This is a genomic window from Planctopirus limnophila DSM 3776, assembly GCF_000092105.1.
Classification (GTDB): Bacteria; Planctomycetota; Planctomycetia; order Planctomycetales; family Planctomycetaceae; genus Planctopirus; species Planctopirus limnophila.
This window is the reverse complement of sequence record NC_014148.1, coordinates 1,518,019-1,536,162: the sequence shown is the minus strand read 5'-3', so window position 1 is coordinate 1,536,162 and position 18,144 is coordinate 1,518,019. Positions and strand designations below refer to the sequence as shown.

Annotated in this window: 17 protein-coding genes; 10 read left to right on the top strand and 7 right to left on the bottom strand. The window is 52.9% G+C overall.

Going from position 1 to position 18,144, the window contains the following annotated elements; all coding sequences use genetic code 11:
- Nucleotides 1-241: 241 nt before the first annotated feature.
- On the top strand, nt 242-859 hold the full coding sequence (locus tag PLIM_RS06210) for an HNH endonuclease (protein ID WP_013109468.1): 618 nt from the start codon (nt 242-244) through the stop codon (nt 857-859).
- Between the two features lie 104 nt (nt 860-963).
- Here the strand turns inward: PLIM_RS06210 and PLIM_RS06205 are convergent, their stop codons facing one another.
- Together PLIM_RS06205 and zwf are read right to left on the bottom strand one after the other, a co-directional pair.
- Nucleotides 964-1,305, bottom strand: a complete 342-nt coding sequence (locus PLIM_RS06205; protein ID WP_013109467.1) for a hypothetical protein — start codon at nt 1,303-1,305, stop codon at nt 964-966.
- A gap of 78 nt (nt 1,306-1,383) precedes the next feature.
- Nucleotides 1,384-2,952: a glucose-6-phosphate dehydrogenase gene (gene zwf, locus PLIM_RS06200; protein WP_013109466.1), complete on the bottom strand. Its 1,569-nt coding sequence runs from the start codon at nt 2,950-2,952 to the stop codon at nt 1,384-1,386.
- A 618-nt stretch (nt 2,953-3,570) separates the two neighbouring features.
- Between zwf and PLIM_RS06195 the strand changes: the two genes are divergently transcribed.
- The 6 genes from PLIM_RS06195 to PLIM_RS06170 all read left to right on the top strand — a co-directional run bounded on the left by PLIM_RS06195 (nt 3,571) and on the right by PLIM_RS06170 (nt 8,211).
- Nucleotides 3,571-4,032 carry a MarR family winged helix-turn-helix transcriptional regulator gene (locus PLIM_RS06195; RefSeq protein WP_013109465.1) on the top strand — a complete coding sequence of 154 codons (462 nt, stop codon included), beginning with the start codon at nt 3,571-3,573 and terminating at the stop codon, nt 4,030-4,032.
- 87 nt (nt 4,033-4,119) lie between these two features.
- Nucleotides 4,120-4,308 carry a hypothetical protein gene (locus PLIM_RS06190; RefSeq protein ID WP_148227003.1) on the top strand — a complete coding sequence of 63 codons (189 nt, stop codon included), beginning with the start codon at nt 4,120-4,122 and terminating at the stop codon, nt 4,306-4,308.
- A 99-nt stretch (nt 4,309-4,407) separates the two neighbouring features.
- Entirely contained in the window at nt 4,408-4,890 is a 483-nt protein-coding gene (locus tag PLIM_RS06185; RefSeq protein WP_013109463.1) for a YhcH/YjgK/YiaL family protein, read from the top strand.
- Nucleotides 4,891-5,253: 363 nt separating this feature from the next.
- Nucleotides 5,254-6,048, top strand: coding sequence for a S1 family peptidase (locus PLIM_RS06180; RefSeq protein ID WP_013109462.1), 795 nt, complete (start codon nt 5,254-5,256; stop codon nt 6,046-6,048).
- Nucleotides 6,049-6,208: 160 nt separating this feature from the next.
- Complete coding sequence (gene murA, locus PLIM_RS06175) at nt 6,209-7,687, top strand: UDP-N-acetylglucosamine 1-carboxyvinyltransferase (RefSeq protein ID WP_230849415.1); 1,479 nt, start codon at nt 6,209-6,211, stop codon at nt 7,685-7,687.
- Between the two features lie 32 nt (nt 7,688-7,719).
- Nucleotides 7,720-8,211, top strand: a complete 492-nt coding sequence (locus tag PLIM_RS06170; protein WP_013109460.1) for a M50 family metallopeptidase — start codon at nt 7,720-7,722, stop codon at nt 8,209-8,211.
- Between the two features lie 120 nt (nt 8,212-8,331).
- Here the strand turns inward: PLIM_RS06170 and ilvC are convergent, their stop codons facing one another.
- The 3 genes from ilvC to PLIM_RS06150 form a co-directional block, all read right to left on the bottom strand.
- A complete protein-coding gene (gene ilvC / locus PLIM_RS06165) occupies nt 8,332-9,336 on the bottom strand; it encodes a ketol-acid reductoisomerase (protein WP_013109459.1) in 1,005 nt (334 codons plus the stop codon).
- Between the two features lie 384 nt (nt 9,337-9,720).
- Nucleotides 9,721-10,266 carry an acetolactate synthase small subunit gene (ilvN, locus tag PLIM_RS06155; RefSeq protein ID WP_041403086.1) on the bottom strand — a complete coding sequence of 182 codons (546 nt, stop codon included), beginning with the start codon at nt 10,264-10,266 and terminating at the stop codon, nt 9,721-9,723.
- A gap of 416 nt (nt 10,267-10,682) precedes the next feature.
- Nucleotides 10,683-11,045 (bottom strand): hypothetical protein, encoded by a 363-nt coding sequence (locus tag PLIM_RS06150; protein WP_013109457.1) that lies wholly within the window; start codon nt 11,043-11,045, stop codon nt 10,683-10,685.
- A gap of 355 nt (nt 11,046-11,400) precedes the next feature.
- Here PLIM_RS06150 and PLIM_RS22540 point away from each other — a divergent pair, with 355 nt between their 5' ends.
- Both PLIM_RS22540 and PLIM_RS06140 read left to right on the top strand, forming a co-directional pair.
- Complete coding sequence (locus PLIM_RS22540) at nt 11,401-12,762, top strand: diadenylate cyclase (protein ID WP_148227001.1); 1,362 nt, start codon at nt 11,401-11,403, stop codon at nt 12,760-12,762.
- Between the two features lie 52 nt (nt 12,763-12,814).
- Complete coding sequence (locus tag PLIM_RS06140; RefSeq protein WP_013109455.1) at nt 12,815-14,110, top strand: L-fuconate dehydratase; 1,296 nt, start codon at nt 12,815-12,817, stop codon at nt 14,108-14,110.
- A 37-nt stretch (nt 14,111-14,147) separates the two neighbouring features.
- Here the strand turns inward: PLIM_RS06140 and PLIM_RS06135 are convergent, their stop codons facing one another.
- Nucleotides 14,148-15,116: a cation diffusion facilitator family transporter gene (locus PLIM_RS06135; protein WP_013109454.1), complete on the bottom strand. Its 969-nt coding sequence runs from the start codon at nt 15,114-15,116 to the stop codon at nt 14,148-14,150.
- Between the two features lie 4 nt (nt 15,117-15,120).
- On the bottom strand, nt 15,121-15,933 hold the full coding sequence (gene surE, locus PLIM_RS06130) for a 5'/3'-nucleotidase SurE (protein WP_013109453.1): 813 nt from the start codon (nt 15,931-15,933) through the stop codon (nt 15,121-15,123).
- Nucleotides 15,934-16,733: 800 nt separating this feature from the next.
- On the opposite strand from surE, the gene PLIM_RS06125 reads away from it, so the two are divergent.
- Nucleotides 16,734-18,101, top strand: a complete 1,368-nt coding sequence (locus PLIM_RS06125; RefSeq protein WP_013109452.1) for a hypothetical protein — start codon at nt 16,734-16,736, stop codon at nt 18,099-18,101.
- The last annotated feature ends 43 nt before the right edge of the window (nt 18,102-18,144 follow it).

Genomic DNA, 18,144 nt, shown 5'->3' with positions numbered 1-18,144 from the left:
AAAATGAAGTGAAATTCATGTGACCACAGGGAGCAGAATTGTTCTGATCGCAACTAGGGAATTGCCGCAGGATTTTTTGACGGTTACAATTCGCAAACCAATTGTGGATGACGACTCTCTGAAATGTGTACTGATTGTTTGTGGTTAGTATGTGACGGGTCTTGATTTACAGTTTGTGTTTTTGTCGAGCCACCAACGTGATGGATGATCCAGCCCGGAGCAGGAAAGGAATCAAGTCGCGATGATTGCGGGTCGAACGACAGGTCTGCATGCGAGCGTCCTGGCATTGAATCGCCATTACGCTGCCGTGCAGGTGATTTCCGCCAAGCGTGCCTTTTGCCTGCTGGCGAAAGAATTGGCAGAAGTTATTTCCGTAGAAGAAGGTTCCTACCAATCCCTTGATTTTGGACAGTGGCTGGAAATCAGCCAGATCAAGGCCTCTTTGGGAGATTACGAAGAGGATGCGGACTGGGTGCAATCGGTCAGCTTTGCAATTCAAGTTCCGAAAATCATTCGTCTGTTGTCTTACGATCGCATGCCTCGCAATGCCGTCAAATTCAATCGTCGCAACATCTTCCTGAGAGATGAGAATCGCTGCCAATATTGCGGCAAGAAGTTCAGTCTGCACAAACTCAGTCTCGACCATGTGATGCCCAAAAGTCGAGGCGGGCCGACCTCCTGGGAAAACATTGTCTGCTCGTGTCTGGATTGCAATGTACGCAAAGGTGGTCGTACTCCTCACGAAGCCGGCATGAAGCTGATGTCAACTCCTTCCAAGCCATCTCGCAGCCCGACTATGCAGCAACACCTGGATTCTTCTAAGTATCGTTCGTGGAAGGCATTCATCCATGGAGAGTGATTTCTGATCCGGGTAACTCACGGTCAGTTCATGCGTCTTCCAATTCTGGTCAATCAATGTGACGAGGTCTGAAGTCTACGCATTTTTTGATTGGCAGAACGACCTTAGGGTGCCTTCTTTTTGGGTCGAGCAAACCACAATAAACCCACGAATAGAGCGGCCGCTAAAACAAAATAAACCAGTGGAATGCGCACGCGGGACATGACGACGATGGCCAACGTCGTGCCACCGATCAGCCACCATGAGAATTTCGACCGGAGACTGAGATTCCACTGTTTCGGGCCCAGGAGCCAGAAGGCACCCACCACGATCCCGATGCGGATCAAGATTCCCCCCAGGCCATCCGCCTGTTCGCGATCTGTCAGAATCAGAAAGATCGCCGTCCCTAGAATGCCAATGGCAAGCCACCCCAGCAGTGTGCGATTCACTGAGGCGGACGGTGCCATTCGATTTCCTGGGACATGAGAATTTGCAAAGGGATGAATTCAAACCCGGAGGTGTGACCTCGCCTGATCGAGCTCGGATTACGTCGCAGGTTTCAGTTCACCCGAGGGGCCAGATTCTCCCGGTGTTCGCCAGCGATGGCCAGACTCCCACAGGAGTTCATCGGCTTCACGCGGCCCCCATGAACCTGCTCGATAAGGTTCCGGAACCACGGTTTTCTTCTCCCAGAAATTCAGGACCGGATCTACGAATTGCCAGGCGGCTTCCAGCTCGTCGCTGCGCATAAAGAGTGTGGAATCTCCGCGGAGAACTTCCAGCAAGAGGCGCTCGTAGGCCTCTGGCAAAGCCTGAGTGAAGGCCTCTTCGTACTTGAAATCCATCTTCACGGGGTGAATCTGGTACTGCATGCCGGGTTGCTTGGTCGAGAATCTCAGCGAAATGGATTCACTGGGCTGAATGCGGAAGATCAATGTGTTCGGACGAGCCCCCACGAGGTCACAGATATCCCCTTCACATTCCACCGTGCTGAAGAGATTCAGGGGTGGAAGTTTGAATTGAATGGCAATCTCGGAAACTCGTTTAGGAAGCCTTTTGCCAGTTCGCAAATAGAACGGGACACCGGCCCAGCGCCAGTTGTCGATTTCCACTTTCATGGCGACATAGGTTTCTGTGCGGGAATCCGGCGCGATGCGATCCTCTGAGAGGTAACTGATGGCGGTCTGACCATCGACCATCCCTGTGGAGTATTGGCCGGGAACAACCCAGGACGAAATATCCCCTTTGGTGCCTGGTCTCAAACATTTCAGGACTTTCAGCTTTTCGTCGTGCAGATCGGCAGCCAGAAAGCGAGCGGGAGGCTCCATGCCAATCAGGCAAAGAAGTTGCAGCACATGGTTCTGCAGGACGTCGCGTAAGGCACCCGATTTGTCGTAGTAACCGCCACGACCTCGTTCCATTCCTTGAGATTCTGCCACCGTAATCTGCACATGTTCCACGTGACTGCGATTGAGGAGTGGTTCAAAAATCGAGTTTCCAAATCGGAATAGCAGGATGTTCTGGACAGTTTCTTTGCCCAGGTAATGGTCAATGCGGTAAATCTGATCTTCACGCAGCAAACGCTTCAGATTGGCACTGAGTTGCTGGGCCGATTCGAGATCGTGCCCGAATGGCTTTTCAAAAACGACGCGCAACCAGCGCTCGTCGTCACGATCCGGGATCATTCCCGCCAATGACAGATGCTCCACAGCTGGTAAAAACAGATCTGGCGATGTCGCCATGTAAATGACTCTGTTAGCACCCTGAGCGGCTTGAGCCTCCAGAGCTTTCAGATCTTCATCCAGACCCGCATACTCGTTGGCATCTGAAATGTCTGTCTGTCGGTAATACAGCCGTGCGGAAAAACTGGCCCATTTTTCGGCAGGAATTTTTCCGTCGCGCACAGAGGATTGGATAGCATCGAAGATCTCGTTGCGAAATTCTTCATGCGATTTTTCTCGGCGGGCCACCCCCACAATCGGTGAGGTATCGCTGAGGTAACCATCGTTCCAGAGATCGTACAGAGCAGGAAGCAGCTTGCGTGCTGTCAGGTCGCCAGAGGCACCAAAAATCACCACGGTCGCTTGAGGTGTCGTCGTCGACTGACCAGTCATTTCTCTTCCTTCAGGACGGCTTGTCGCCAGAATCGTTGATGCCAGGCACTGCTTCAATCTGCAGAAGTCCCAGTGTTGGAGCATCCTGCCATGGGCACACGATTTGAGCAACTCCCCATGGGCGGTTTCAGACAACCACTCAATTTCATGAATATAAAATCAATAGCAGAGCCAATCATTCCAATGGAAGCAGTATTTCGAGTGAAAACTTGTTAGCCACAGAGATTCCAAGGAAATCGCCCTGGCAAATTCAACTTTCACCAAATGGAACGGGATGCTGAATCAGTGACTATTTGCACATGCAATCAACGGCCGTAAAAACATTAGAAACCATTGCGTTTCTACCAGCCCAAAACGGTGTAATTTCTGTAAATTCAGTGATTGTGTCGGGCCAGAAGTCGGATATTCTGAATACAGTCAAAATATTTGACATAACAACTTTGTCAGTTTTATCAACATTTAAATGCTCTTGCGAATCGTTCGCAGGCGAAGTCCAATCATTAACTGTCGATTCGACGACCATTCAAAGAGCATCGTTCGTTTGCTCAATGACCGACAACTTGTCTGATTTTCCGACACACTCATCTTTACAAATCCTTCTTTCAAATTGGGCCCATCTTGAGACAGTATGATTTTGAAAGCAGTGTGGGGTATTGGTTAGGGACAGCCACACAGAGTTACCAACGAGCACTCAATGCCGAACTCGAGAAGTATGGCATCACCTATCGTCAGTCCCATGTGATTGGATGGCTGGCGAAGGATAAGGAACTATGCCAGACCGAACTGGCCGAACGGATGATGATCGAACCTCCCACACTCGTTCGAATTCTGGATCGAATGGAGCAGGCAAAACTCATCGAGCGGACAGAAGCCTATGGCGATCGCCGCAAGAAGATCATTCGACTGCTCCCAGCGGCAGAGCCCATCTGGGAAAAGATCGTGGATTGTGTCCTCGATGTCCGCGCCATGGCTGTCGAGAATTTCACAGCCGAAGAAATTCAGTCTCTGATTGCCGGGCTGAGAAAACTTCACGACAACGTCGTGGCACAAACTCCGGAGGTCGTTCAGCCTGTTTCCTGAGCGCCCTCTTGAAGCAATTCCTTTGGTTACTTCATATGGAATTCGATGATCTTCAACTCATGATCTGTGCAGAAATTTTTGATTACCATGGTTCGAGCCATACTCACGACATTTCTGTTGTCAGCCGCATTGCTTTTGAGTGCTCTGCTGATCGACGTCGCCAGAAATCGTGGCATGACTCGGAACAGTGAAACCTATCGCCTGCAGTCGGCTCTGCGAAGCACAGTTCAAGAGTTTGTAGAATCCCTGCGCAGCCGTATCCAGCAGAAAGATTAAGGCAGGGCTTTGATCTTTCGTGAAATGACGAATTCTCACAGGGATTATCTCTTCCGCCTTAACGGCCCCCATTCAGGGATCAGTGTAAAATAGGGACCAGTGCAAACAGTGATCATCGACGAACTCGCGAATCAGCACTTTTACTCTCATTGCCACCCGGCCATTACCAGAGCCTTGCAATTCCTCGCCTCGCCAGCGGCCCATGAGTTACCAACGGGAAAACATCGGCTCGATTCGGATGCTCTGATTGCCATTGTTGAGGAGTATCAGACGAAACAGCCGACGGATGCTGTCTGGGAATCTCATCGAAAATATGTCGATGTCCAGTACATCGTCCGTGGAGAAGAAGCGTTTGGGCTCGCACGGACTTCCGACAATCTTGCCATTCGCACACCCTATTCGGATGAGCGAGATGTCGTCTTTTACGGCCCGGGAACACAACGATTTGTCGCATCAGCCGGGATGTTTCTTGTCTTCTTTCCGCAGGATATTCATGCTCCGGGACTGGCGGTCAATGAACCCAGTCCCGTTCGCAAAATTGTCATGAAGGTGCGCGGCGACTGGGGTTTCAACCAAGACTGAGCTGATCCGGCATCCACAAGGATGCAACTCAAGCAGAGTTGCGGAAGTTGTTCGATTTCCCCGAGAAAGTCGATGGTTTTCCGAGCAGATTTTCCTGTGGGGTCGATCAGCCTGATAACACCTGGGGATGACACGCGGAGTAACCATCCTGTTTGAGCGACGATTCGTCACCAGGCTTTTCTGTGGCGGCACCATCTGATGACTTCTGAGGTGCGAAAACACTCGGAATCTGGCATGATAGCAGTTGCTATTCTGGCCGACTAAATCAAACCTGCATAATGGGCACACTTTGAGTGTCTGCTCGTAAGTCAACCATGGCCAAAATCACTCGAACTCATGGCTATGAGTTACCAAGGAGACTGGATGCTGGTTCCTGAACTGTTCTTGCGGGTTGCCAAAGTCGAAACCTATGGCCAAGGCCAATTATTGACAAATGCCAGCGGTTTCTTTTTCGAATGGCAATCCGAGCTTTACCTCATCACGAATCGACATGTTTGCTTCGATCAACTGGCCGGGCATCGGCCCGATACTCTTAAACTTCAGTTGCACACTGTTCAGGACGATCTCACGAAAAGCGGGCCTCTGGAAATCCAGCTCTACAAGCAGGGCATGCCACTGTGGAGGACTTATCCCCGTCGTGAGAACGATATCGATGTCGTGGCTGTCCCTTTACCTGGTAAACTGCTCAAACAGAATTATGTGATTTCCAGTTTTGGAGCATCGGATATTCTGGGCCCTGAGGAAACGTTACCACCTGGCCAGCAAGTGCTCATCACCGGATTTCCTCTCGGATTCCACGATACATTAAACAACTTGCCACTTGTCCGGCAGGCCGTGGTTGCGAGCGACTTTTCGAGGCCCTTTAAGGGGAACCCTTACTTCGTCACCGATGCGCGGACGCATCGCGGCACCAGTGGATCTCCTGTGGTGACGAAACTGCTCAGACCCACCCCGGTCGCTGGTCAATTTGAGGAGCGCTGGTGCCTGTTGGGGATTCATGCCGCCACATTAGATGTTTCCAATCGAGACCCGATGTACGATGATCGACTCGGGTTAAACGTCACCTGGTTTGCCAGCTTGATCCCGCAGATTATCGAAGGAATACTTCCAGCAAATCCAAATCCAACGCCGACCAGCGATTCGGTTTGCTTCAATTAATCTCGAAGCTCAGAACTCAAGTCTCGATCAAAGGTAACAGTCTTAAGAAAACTGACATTGTCAACAATTGTTTGTCATGTTGAACTCACATTAAGATCATGTGGGGCAAGGTAAGTCATTGACTTACCAGATTGAAATCCAGAGGAGTCCAAGGATGGACATGCTGATTATTCGGGGAGGCATCCCACTGGCCGGCAATGTCCGCCTCGCTGGCGCCAAGAACGCCTCTCTCCCGATTATGGCTGCATCGATTGCAGTCAGTGGCTTATCACAATTGCGGCGTGTGCCTCACCTGGCGGATGTCTCGACGCTAACACAAGTGCTCGAATCATTAGGAGCGGTCGTCACCCGAGATCTCTCGACTGGCGAACTTGCCATTTCCCCTCCCCACGCAACCACCGGGATTGCCGATTACGATCTGGTCAGGCGCATGCGAGCCAGCGTCTGCGTCCTGGGCCCCCTTCTGGCACGCTGGGGAAAAGCCGTTGTTTCACTTCCCGGCGGGTGCAATATTGGTCACAGGCCCATTGACCTGCATCTCAAGGGATTGGTGGCACTGGGAGCTCGGATTCGTATTGAAAGAGGCTACGTTCACGCCGAAGCAACACGGTTGCATGGCGCAGAGATTTATCTGGGTGGCCCATTTGGCAGCACGGTCACGGGGACGGCGAATATCATGACAGCCGCCAGCCTGGCACGAGGGATGACCCGAATTTCTGCGGCAGCCTGTGAGCCAGAAATCGTCGATTTGGGAAACTATCTGAATGCTGCCGGGGCCCGCATCACCGGGCACGGCACACCCGTCATCGAGATTGAAGGTGTTGACGAGTTGCATGGCGTGGAGCATGAAGTCATTCCCGATCGCATTGAAGCCGGCACAATGATGATTGCTGCCGCAGCCACTTGCGGCGATGTGTTCATTGAAGATGCCCAGCCGCGTCACCTTTCGGCAGTGATCGATATCCTGCGTCAGATTGGAGTCTCAATTGAACCCTCATCAACGAATGATGGCCGGATGGGTCTGCATATTTCAGGTGCCGCCCACTTGAATCCGGCTGATTGCACCGCATTACCTTATCCGGGAGTGCCCACCGATCTTCAGGCACAACTCACCGCTCTGCTTTGCCTGGTCCCGGGGATCAGCGTGATCACTGACAAGGTCTTCCCCGACCGGTTTATGCATGTGCCTGAATTGTTACGGATGGGGGCACAAATTCGCCGGGAAGGGGCGAGTGCCATAATTGCCGGGCCCGCGCATTTGAGTGGTACGAATGTGATGGCTTCCGACTTAAGAGCCAGTGCTGCCCTCGTGATTGCTGCTCTCGCTGCAGAGGGCGAATCCGTCATTCGTCGTGTGTATCATCTGGATCGTGGCTACGAAAAGCATGATGAAAAGCTGCGACAACTGGGTGCACAGATTCAAAGAACAACCGACCATCCCGAAGCACTGCCGGATAGCCTCCGCATGACGGGAGAATCAAGTATGGAACAACACAAGGTCCAGGAAATCCCGGGCCGGTTCACTCAACCCATCCAGAATCCGTTGGCAAAACCACACTTTCTCAGCGACGGTTATGCGATTGCCAGGCCTATGGTTTCACAATCCGATGATTCTTCAGGACCAGTTGCCGATCTTTAATCGTATTCATTTCTCGGGTTATTGAACCCCTTATGGACTCCGCACCGCTCCCACAGACCGAATTGACTGCGACTGCCTATCACGAAGCGGGGCATGCGGTGGTCGCACTTTTTTTGGGTAGACCCGTTCACGAAGTGACCATCGAGCCCAACAGCTTGCGCCTGGGTCAATGCCGATTGAACAAAGGAAACTTCAAGCCCAGCAAAGATGTGCTGGAAGGAGAAATACTGATTCTCCTGGCGGGTGTCGCGGCTGAAGCCAGGTATCGAGGCGATTATCGCTGGGAAGGCGCCGTGAGTGATTTAAGACAAGTCAGACATTTTTCGAGTATGCGGGCTACCAACATCAAGCAGATGGAACGTCTGGAACAGCGGTTGCTCAATAAGGTCGAGCATATTCTTTCCCAGGCAGGCCCATGGCTGGCCGTTGAGGAGATTGCCCGGGAACTGGTCAGCCGTACGACCATCAGCGGTCGCTCAGCCAGACATCACTTCGATCTTGCGATGGAGCGTTTTGCGGAGTAGGACAACCCGCCTGGCATCTCATCTGATAAAAAATCGACCCCGATTGCAGCGAGTACAACCGGGGTCGGTGAATGAGATTGCGAGAGATTCCTGAGAATCGACGCTCTCGATGTTTACGGCTTAAAACTCTTTCGCATTGATCCACTTCATCATTTTGCGAAGATCGCGGCCAACCTTCTCAATCTGATGCTCGCGTTCACGACGGCGGACAGCCTTGAAGCTGGCCTGATTCACGCGGTTTTCGAGCAGCCAGTCACGAGCGAACTGACCCGATTGAATCTCACCCAGAATCTTCTTCATTTCCTGCTTGGTTTCAGCCGTAATGATTCGTGGGCCACGCGTGTAGTCCCCATACTCGGCTGTGTTGGAAACACTGTAGCGCATGTAGTTCAGACCGCCCTGATAGAACAGGTCCACAATCAGCTTCATTTCGTGCATACACTCGAAATAAGCCATTTCGGGCTGATAGCCAGCTTCAACCAGAACTTCGAATGCCGCCTTGATCAAGGCACTGACACCGCCACAAAGAACGACCTGCTCACCGAAGAGATCGGTTTCGGTTTCTTCGGCGAAGGTGGTTTCGATCACGCCGCCGCGTGTTCCACCAATCCCTTTGGCGTAGGCCAATGCCAGTTTACGGCTGTTATCGGAAGCACCTGGCCACAAAGCGATAAGTGATGGGACTCCACCACCCTTTTCATATTCGCTACGGACGAGATGTCCCGGCCCCTTGGGAGCCACCAGAGCGGCATCCACACCTGCGGGCGGTACAATCTGACCGAAGTGCAGGTTGAAACCATGTGAGCAGAGCAGCAGAGCGTTGGGCTTGAGGTTCGGCAGAATTTCCGCCTTGTATGTATCCCCCTGCACTTCATCCGGGAGGAGGATATTGACAAGATCGGCCTGCTTGACTGCTTCAGCAATTGACAGGGGCTTGAAACCATGGCTGACAGCGAGGTCGTAGTTCTTACTGCCAGGACGCTGACCGACGACAACATTCAAACCACTGTCACGCAGGTTCTGGGCCTGGGCATGCCCCTGGCTGCCGTAACCTAGAATTGCGATGGTTTTCCCTTTTAACAAAGAGAGATCAGCGTCATCGTCATAATAAACCTTAGCTGCCATGGTGCTGTGATTCTTTCGTAGAGTGTCAAAAAGCAACGAGTCTCGCTCTGTTGATTAACAGACAGAACAAACCAGGATGCCCCTCAAAAGTGGTCGAACCTTCTTAGGCATCAACTATGAGCAAGTGAGTTTAATCAATTTCCGCAGATTTTCAGCCGAGTGGGCACCAATTGCAAGAAAAGGTGCGATAAGTTCGCAGATGGCCGTCAATTCCCGCGCGGTCGAATTCCTGTCAGAGGAGTCATTCCATCAGAAAGTGCGAACCCGCATCGATTCGGCTTAGACGATTCCCAGAAGATAAGAGCGCGCCGGTGGTTGCGAAAACATGCTTGCCCAGAGCTGCAAGCATGGCACACAGAGCGCCCACATTGCTTGGAAAGCGACTTAGACTTCGATTTCGACTTCAGAAGTGTCGAAAGGGGTCGGAGGCTTCAGAGCATCTTCGACAGAAAGTGATACTTCGCGAGCCAGTGCAATCCGTCCGGTACGCACCAGTTCGAGGATGCCAAATGGTCGCATCAGATCGATAAAAGCGTCGATTTTGCGTTCCGGCCCCGAAAGTTCGATCATGACATGGCTTTGGCCCACATCGACGATCTTGGCGCGGAAGATTTCCGCCAGTTCCTTAACCTTGGACAGTCCACTTTCAACCGTCGAGACCTTCAACAGCATGAGATCCCGCTCAAGAATGTCCTGATCCCGGTAATCCATCACCTTGACCACGGTGACAATCTTTTCCAACTGCTTACGGACCTGATCGACGACCTTATTGTCGCCTGCCACAACAAACGTGATCCGGGAAAAATCAGGCCGTTCCGTCTCTCCGACAGCCAGACTTTCAATATTGAATGCACGGGAAGCCAGCATCCCGGAAATATGGGCGAGAACACCCGGCTGATTCATCACCATGGCCGACAAAACATGTTTCATCATCGACTTGATCTCTTCATTGATACGCTTCAAACAGGACGTCGTGAGGCGAATTGAAACCATTCAATCCCGCTCATATCCTGAGGCCAGATTCCGTCCAAGCCTCAGCAATCATTCAATTGCCAGTTTTGACACTGACAATCCTGACACGGACAATCCTGTCTGTCGAATGTTCACCTTGTAAGGAGGCAAAAATCTGCCACCTCGGAACTTCCTCTGTCCGAAGGAAGTCTACTTCCGCGCTCAAGGATCTACAACCTGGCACGTCAGCGGAGAGTTTTGACGCAACGTGCAGAGATGGACTGCGCCATATTAAGTCAGAGAAAGCGGAGAGAAGGATTCACTGTTCATGCATTGAACAATTCTCTGCGAATGTCTTTTCGGCAGCATCCAAGCTGGAATCTGGAGATGAATTCTCAGCGCATCCCACCAGAAATCTGTGGAACCCGCCCGGTATCCGGACCAGTCATGCCGTTCTGCGAGACCTGAGAAAAGGTGTCTTTTGTGGGAAAGCGATCTGCTTTGAACCACTTCTCAAACAAAGTCGCATGCCGAAGTCTGGGATCATTCATGGCGACTTGATGCTGCTTGCCTCGACGAGTCACCAGTTGCAAGGTGCCATCAGGAGAGACTGAGCGAACTGTCCAGTACTTATCAACGTAGTAGTTGTAAGTTTCGCCATAAGGGGCAGGGCGCACATCCTGGGCACGCGGCCCAGGCTCAGTACTGAACTTGGTGATTCGAAAAACCACATAGTCACCTGGATGAAACTGCGCCATCTGTACACCTTCAAGCCATTTACCACCAGCCCTTACATGAACCAACAGTCACCATGTCCATAAATTATTACGCCATCTATCGATTCGAGACAAGTTCGGAAATCGACTTAAAGTTGACTGAGAGTAAAATTCACGAAAAAAACAGCATTTCTCAACACTTTCTCAACCTGCTCGTTTCCTCTCACCACTAACGCACCTTGCCTCTCCAGAGATTTTTGATCGACTGCCGAGAAAGTGAACTTCGCGAATTTCGTGGGGTTGGCACAAAATCATCTCATGTTTATAACTACTGATAATCACAGAAGTTGGGACATTTGATGAAATCAGTTACAGTCAGCTTCCGGGGGTGATCATCGTGGATCTGGCAGACCTGGTCAGTGGAATCCGGATTGTCGAGTTGACTGCCAAAACGCGTCAGGGAGCGATCCGCGCTCTGGTTCAGGCCGCCAACTGGGATGATGATGGAATCAATCCCGAAAATGTTCTCGAAGCCATCGAGGAACGTGAGGCCGCCGCACAAACTCTTGTGGCTAATGACTTTGCATTACCACATGCATTTATCGACTGGGATGGTGACTTCCGCATCGTGCTTGGTCGCAGCAAAACCCGTGTCGATTATGGCGGGCCTGCGGGCGTTAATGTCCAACTGATTGTGCTCCTGGTCATTGGGCGCCGACTGCAACAGACACATGTGGAAGTCCTCGCTGCTCTTGCCGAACTGCTGAAAAGTCCCGACTTCCGACAAAACCTGATTGACGCCAAAGACATCAAGGCCATCGATCTGCTCCTGATGACACAAGCGGGCATTCAACCCGAGAATCGTCCCGTCCGTGGGCCGAGCATTCCCCGCCTGACTGTCAATATGGTGAAGACTGCCATTCAACTGACAGAAAGCCTCGCCGCCCAGGCTTTGCTTCTGGCGGTCGAACGAGTGGAGAACGTTCCGTGGGAGGCACTGGCCAACTACAAGGGCCGCCTGCTCCTGGTCACTTCGCAACACTCTGAAGAGTTCGACCACAAGCGAGAAGATCTGCATATTTTTGATGTGGCACACGCATCGCTTTCCCGTGCAGATCGCGCCAATCTGGGCTTGCTATTAGCTGCATCCAGCGGTTTACTCACCGAAAAAAACAGCGTGGTCTGTGTGACAGGCCCCGATGGTCGCCGGCTCGACAGCATCAATGTCACAAAACCGGAAGTCCATTTTCGGGCGATGCTCTCAGAGAAAAATCGACGTGGTGCCGATGTCGTCCGTCCCGCCGTCATGCTGCGCGTCTTGACTCTCGCGATCGAGATTGCCGCCGAAGGTCGCGAAGCGCACCCTATTGGTGCCTTGTTCGTGATTGGTGATTCCCGTCAGGTACTAAGGCACTCACAGCAACTCGTGCTCAACCCTTTTCATGGTTATGCCCGGCAACTGCGAAATGTCCTCGATCCGAGCCTGGCAGAAACGATGAAGGAGTTCGCTCTCATCGACGGGGCTTTTATCATTCAGGGCGACGGAACTGTGCTTTCTGCGGGAACCTACCTCACTCCCAAATCGGCTTCGGGAAGTGTGGCCCATGGGCTGGGGGCACGTCATCAAACCGCAGCCGCCATCTCGGCTCACACACAAGCGATGGCGATCACAGTCAGCCAATCCACCGGGACAGTCACCGTCTTCCGCAATGGGAGCTCTGTTCTCTCACTTGAGCGTTCCGGTCGCACCAAGTGGTAGTGGGTGGTTGTGGCAATATTCTTCAACTTGATCGTGCTGCGGGAGTTGCCTTATGCCCAAAATCTCCGGGATTCAGGCCATTGATCTCCGTTTTCCCACCTCGCGTCTGCTGGATGGTTCCGATGCCATGAATCCGGATCCTGATTATTCAGCCGCGTATGTGATTCTCAAAACTGATGATGCTTCGCTCCCTGTGGGGCATGGCATGACATTTACCATCGGTCGAGGAAATGAACTGTGTGTGGCGGCCATTGAATCGCTGGGCAAACTCCTCATTGGTCGAGATCTGCGCGAGTTCACCGAAGCTCCCGGCCAATTCTGGCGCGAACTGACGGGTGACAGCCAGTTACGCTGGCTGGGCCCTGAGAAAGGTGTGATCCATCTCGCCACGGCGGCTCTGGTCAATGCGCTCTGGGATCTCTGGGCGAAAATCGAAAAGAAGCCCCTCTGGAAACTTGTCACGGACTTCACTCCGGCGCAATTGGTCAACTGTATCGACTTCCGATACCTGACCGATGCGCTGACACCCGCTGAAGCGATCGAACGTCTCGAACGAAAAGTGGCTGGCAAATCGGCGCGCGTCGAGCAGTTGCTGGCCACAGGCTATCCCGCCTACACCACCAGTGCCGGTTGGCTGGGATACTCCGATGAGAAACTGAGACAGTTGTGTCGCTCCAATCTGGCGCAAGGCTGGGAAGTCTTCAAAGTCAAAGTGGGGCGAAACCTCGAAGACGATCTCCGTCGCTTAACGATCATTCGCGAAGAGATTGGCCCTGAGCGCCGCCTCATGATCGATGCGAATCAGGTCTGGGATGTCTCGACGGCAATCGACTGGGTACGTGAACTCGCGAAATTCCACCCTTGGTTCATCGAAGAACCCACCAGCCCGGATGATATTCTTGGTCACGCGGCCATTGCCAAAGCGGTGCATCCGATTGCCGTCGCCACTGGCGAGCATTGCGCCAACCGAGTGATGTTCAAACAGTTTCTGCAGGCGGGGGCGATTGGCATCTGTCAGATTGATAGCTGCCGCCTGGGAGGTGTGAACGAAGTTCTGGCGGTCATGCTGCTGGCAGAAAAATTTGGGATCCCCGTTTGCCCCCACGCCGGTGGTGTCGGGTTATGCGAATACGTACAGCATCTCTCGATGATTGACTTCATTGCGATCAGCGGCAGCTGGGAGAATCGCTTCTGCGAACATGCCGGTCATCTGCATGAACATTTCATGCATCCGATATCGATGAAGAATGGGCGCTACCAGGCTCCTTTGGCACCGGGTTACAGCATCGAAATGCTTCCCGAGACCATTGCGGCCTATCGATTTCCAGAAGGTGCCATCTGGGCGTGACAACTTCTGTGGAGACATTGCCGAATTGTCCATGTGGTCATCTTGCTGATTCTTCCGGCGAACTGTGGCTGGCTGGTTCGCTTGCCGGTTCGACGTGAATGATCACATCTCTCAGCATGGGATGCTGCTGCATCAGTTCGGCTTTCACCTGATGAGCGAGAGCATGTCCTGCGAAAACGGTGATTTCCGCAGGGAGCCGCAAGTGCAGTTCGGCAATCTGTTCAATCCCTGATTTCCGAACGCGAAACTTTTCAATGCCCTGCACTCCGGGAACTTTCTGGACAGTGGCGCGCATGGCATCCACTTCAGTTTCATCGATTTGCAGATCCAGCATCTCGCGAAGACTTTGCCGAAAGATGCTGGCTGCGGAAAAACCGACCACACATACCACCACGAGCGAAGCGACCTCATCTGCTGATCGCCAGGCCTCGCCGCCGATGCGCACGACACTCAGGCCAATGAGTACGGCCACAGAACAGAGAGCATCGTTGCGGTGATCCCAGGCATGGGCGAGCAATGCGGTGCTGCCAGTGCTTTTGGCAATCTTCAATTTGTACCAGTAAAGCGACTCTTTAATGACCGCATTCGCTGCCGCCACCGCCAATGTCCACCACGGTGGCAAACCGTGCTGGACTGTGAGCCTTTCGATCGCTTCCCATCCGAGAAGAAAGCACGAAATGAGAATTGCCAGAGCGACATGCGAGCCCGCGAGAGCCTCGGCTTTCGAGAAACCATAGGGATGGTTTGAGTTGGCAGGCCTTTGCGAATAGTTGAGTGCGAAGATCACCGCCGACGAAGTGACACAGTCACTCAATGAATTGAAGGCATCGGCCAGCAGCGCAAAGGATTGACCGATAATCCCGGCGATCAACTTGATGATTCCTAAAGCCAGATTGATCCACAGGCCCAGCCAGGCTCCAAAGAGCGCATCTCGATATCTCAACTGCCGAAAGGTATTCGACGTTGGTTTTGATGCCTCAGGATGCACTTCGGGTAATTGTTCCAAAGGCTCATTCCTGATCATGCTGCGGCGGGATGACGAGCGGTGACCAGTTCGCCTCGGCTTGCATGAGCTGAGCTCGACTGGTCAGATCAAAGTGCAATGGAGTGACAGTCACATAGCCATCGACCAGGGCCGCCACATCACTCCCTTCAACCAGCTCATGACCATGAATAGGTTCCAGACCTGTCCAGTAATAAGTGCGTCCTCTGGGGTCGATCCGTTTTTCCAAAGTCTCCCGTTGCCTGCTGACTCCCATCGAAGTCAACCGGACTCCCCTGGGCCAAGGCTCATCTGAGGATTGGTCTTTTGTAGACCACGTGGGAAAGTTGATATTCCAGAGCGATCCTGTGGGTGGATTTCGGGCCATAATCTGCTGGATGAGTTGAGCCCCCAGGCGCGCAGCTTGGGGGAATCTCGGCGCACTATTCCCCAGCCATTGCGACAGTGCGAAAGAGGTCACTCCGAAAAAAGCCCCTTCAATCGCAGCGGCCACCGTCCCTGAATACAGAATGTTGATACCCACATTCGCCCCGTGATTGATGCCACTCACCACCAGATCTGGCCGAGGCTGCGCCAGTTCCATGATGCCGAGTTTCACGCAGTCAGCCGGGCTCCCCTCGACTTTCCAGCCAAAAAACTCGTCCTGCCGATACTCACGATGGGCCAGAAGTGGATGCAGATAAGTGATCGAGTGCCCGACCCCACTTTGTTCGACAGCCGGAGCCACAACGGTCACCTGGGCGAACTTCACCAGTTCGGCATGCAAACTATTGAGGCCGGGCGCGTGGATGCCGTCATCGTTGACTAAGAGAATGTGCATTCGCGGAAACCAGTGGTTTTTTAATGGGAGAAGTTGGATATCTGACAATAGTCTCTGCCGGCTTCACAGACTATCCAGGAGCATCTTTTCAGAATGGCTGCTGCGCAAAAACCATTTTTTCCCTGCCCCGCATCGAGAGCTTGCGGCACGGTATTTCCCCATAACCTCCGATTCAAACAGCTCTTAAGGAGAGCCCTCGACTCAACAAAGTCCTGAAAAATCTTCGATGACGGTCATGGCGATTTCAAACCGTCCAATCGAAAGTCCGCAGAGCCCGACAATTTTTCCATGTTTTTTCGGCTCGGCACGTTACCCTGTGATTGGGCGATATGATCGTCATGATGACGATTATCTGAAGACCACATGACGTGGAGCATCGTCTTCTGCAAAGAAGTGGCTCTGCTGGCATGAATTCGATCTATCCTTTGGCAGTGACCCGGCACCTCATCTGTGGTGTTCGGGTAAACTTGATCGCCTTTGCATACGGTTTTTGCGGACGGCCCCCTCCCTGCAGAACTATTCCTTTGCAACTGGTGTGTCAGAATGCGCATAATGCCGGGCTGTTGGAGTTTTAGGGAATCCAGCGATTCGGCGGCATTGAGGAAATTGGTTAAAGTCGGGTAAACGCGGTTTCTGTCACTGCACACCCACCCACTCATTACCAAGTGATGCGGACATTGAAGCACACCTGAAACATGATTTTCCAAGTCATTTCCGGTTGTGAGTTCTTCAGTGAACTTCGGGATTGAGCGGGACGACTGAACAAACATGACGGTAAGTATTCTCCAGGGGGAACGGAAATGAAGAATTTTTGGATCAGCGCAGCGATCACGCTGGTCACGATGGCGAGTGGACAGTTTGCCGAAGCGGCCAGGTATTGCGGGGCAGCCAGCTATAGCTGTTGTCCAACCACAGCGTGCCAGCCGACGGCCTGCTACACCACCTGCCGCGTTGAACGGCAAACCTGTCAGCGAACTGTGTACGACACCGTTCAAGAACCACAGCAGTTTACAGTTCAACGCACCGTCTATGACCAGACATTCGAAGATGTTCAGGAAACTTGCTACCGCAACGTAGTTGAAACCCAGTATCGGGAACAATCGTACCAGGTCTGTCGGCCCGTCTACGAAACCAGTTGCCGCGAAGAGCGTTACACAGTTCAGAAGCCAGTCTTTGAGACCAGCTTCCGCGACTGCAGTTACACGGTTCGCCGCCCGGTTTATGAAACACAGATGCGCGAGTGTCGTCGCGTCGTGCAGCGCCCAGTCTTTGAAACCATCGAGCGTGAGTGCCGCCAGACGGTCATGCGTCAGGTGACAGAGACTGTCAACCAGGAACGCTGCTTCAATGTCTGCGAGCCAGTGACAACCTTCCGCACAGTTCGCCAGGATTGTGGCCGCTGGGTGACACAGCAGGTTCAACTCCCTGGTCGCTGCTGCCCGACACTGGTCCCAGATGCCTGTGGATGTCCACGGTTGACGATGGTTCAAAGACCAGGTCCCGTGGTTTGCCGTCGTGTCTGGTGCCCACAAGTTGTGGAACGCCAGATCCCCTGCACCACTTACGTGACACGTCAGGTTCGTCAGTCCTGCCCGGTGACAGTCTGCCGCCTCGTTCCCGAAGTGGTCGTGACCAAGGTTCCTCAGCGAGTTTGCCGCATGACCTGCGAAACGGTTGTTGATCAGGTGCCTGTGCAGGTTTGCCGCTGGACGGAACAGGTTGTCAGCCAGAAGGTACCCGTTCGCACCTGCAAGATGGTGAGCGAAGAATGCGTCCGCAAGATTCCTGTTCGCACCTGCAAGATGGTTACCGAGACCAAGACTTGCCGCGTTCCGTTCTGCGTCACCCGTCAGGAGCCATTTACGGTCACTCGTCGCGTGGCACGCTGCGTTCCTCGCACTGAGAACGTGAACTGTACTCGCTATGTGACGCGTTGCGTTCCCCGCGTCGAAAACTACGAAGTCTGTCGGTTAGTGCCACAGACTGTCTGCCCAACGACCGCCTGCAACAGTTGCGTAACTGGAGCTTGTGCCGGCGGCTGTGCTGATGGAAGCTGCGGCGGAGTTTCTGCTCCGGCTGCTGGTGTGCCGACACCAACCGATACCGCCAAACCACCGATCGCTCCGATTCCGGAAACAACTCCTGCTGCTCCGGCACCAGGCGTGTAGTCGAAGTATCCACTGAGCGATGACTTTTCAAGACCTGCATCAA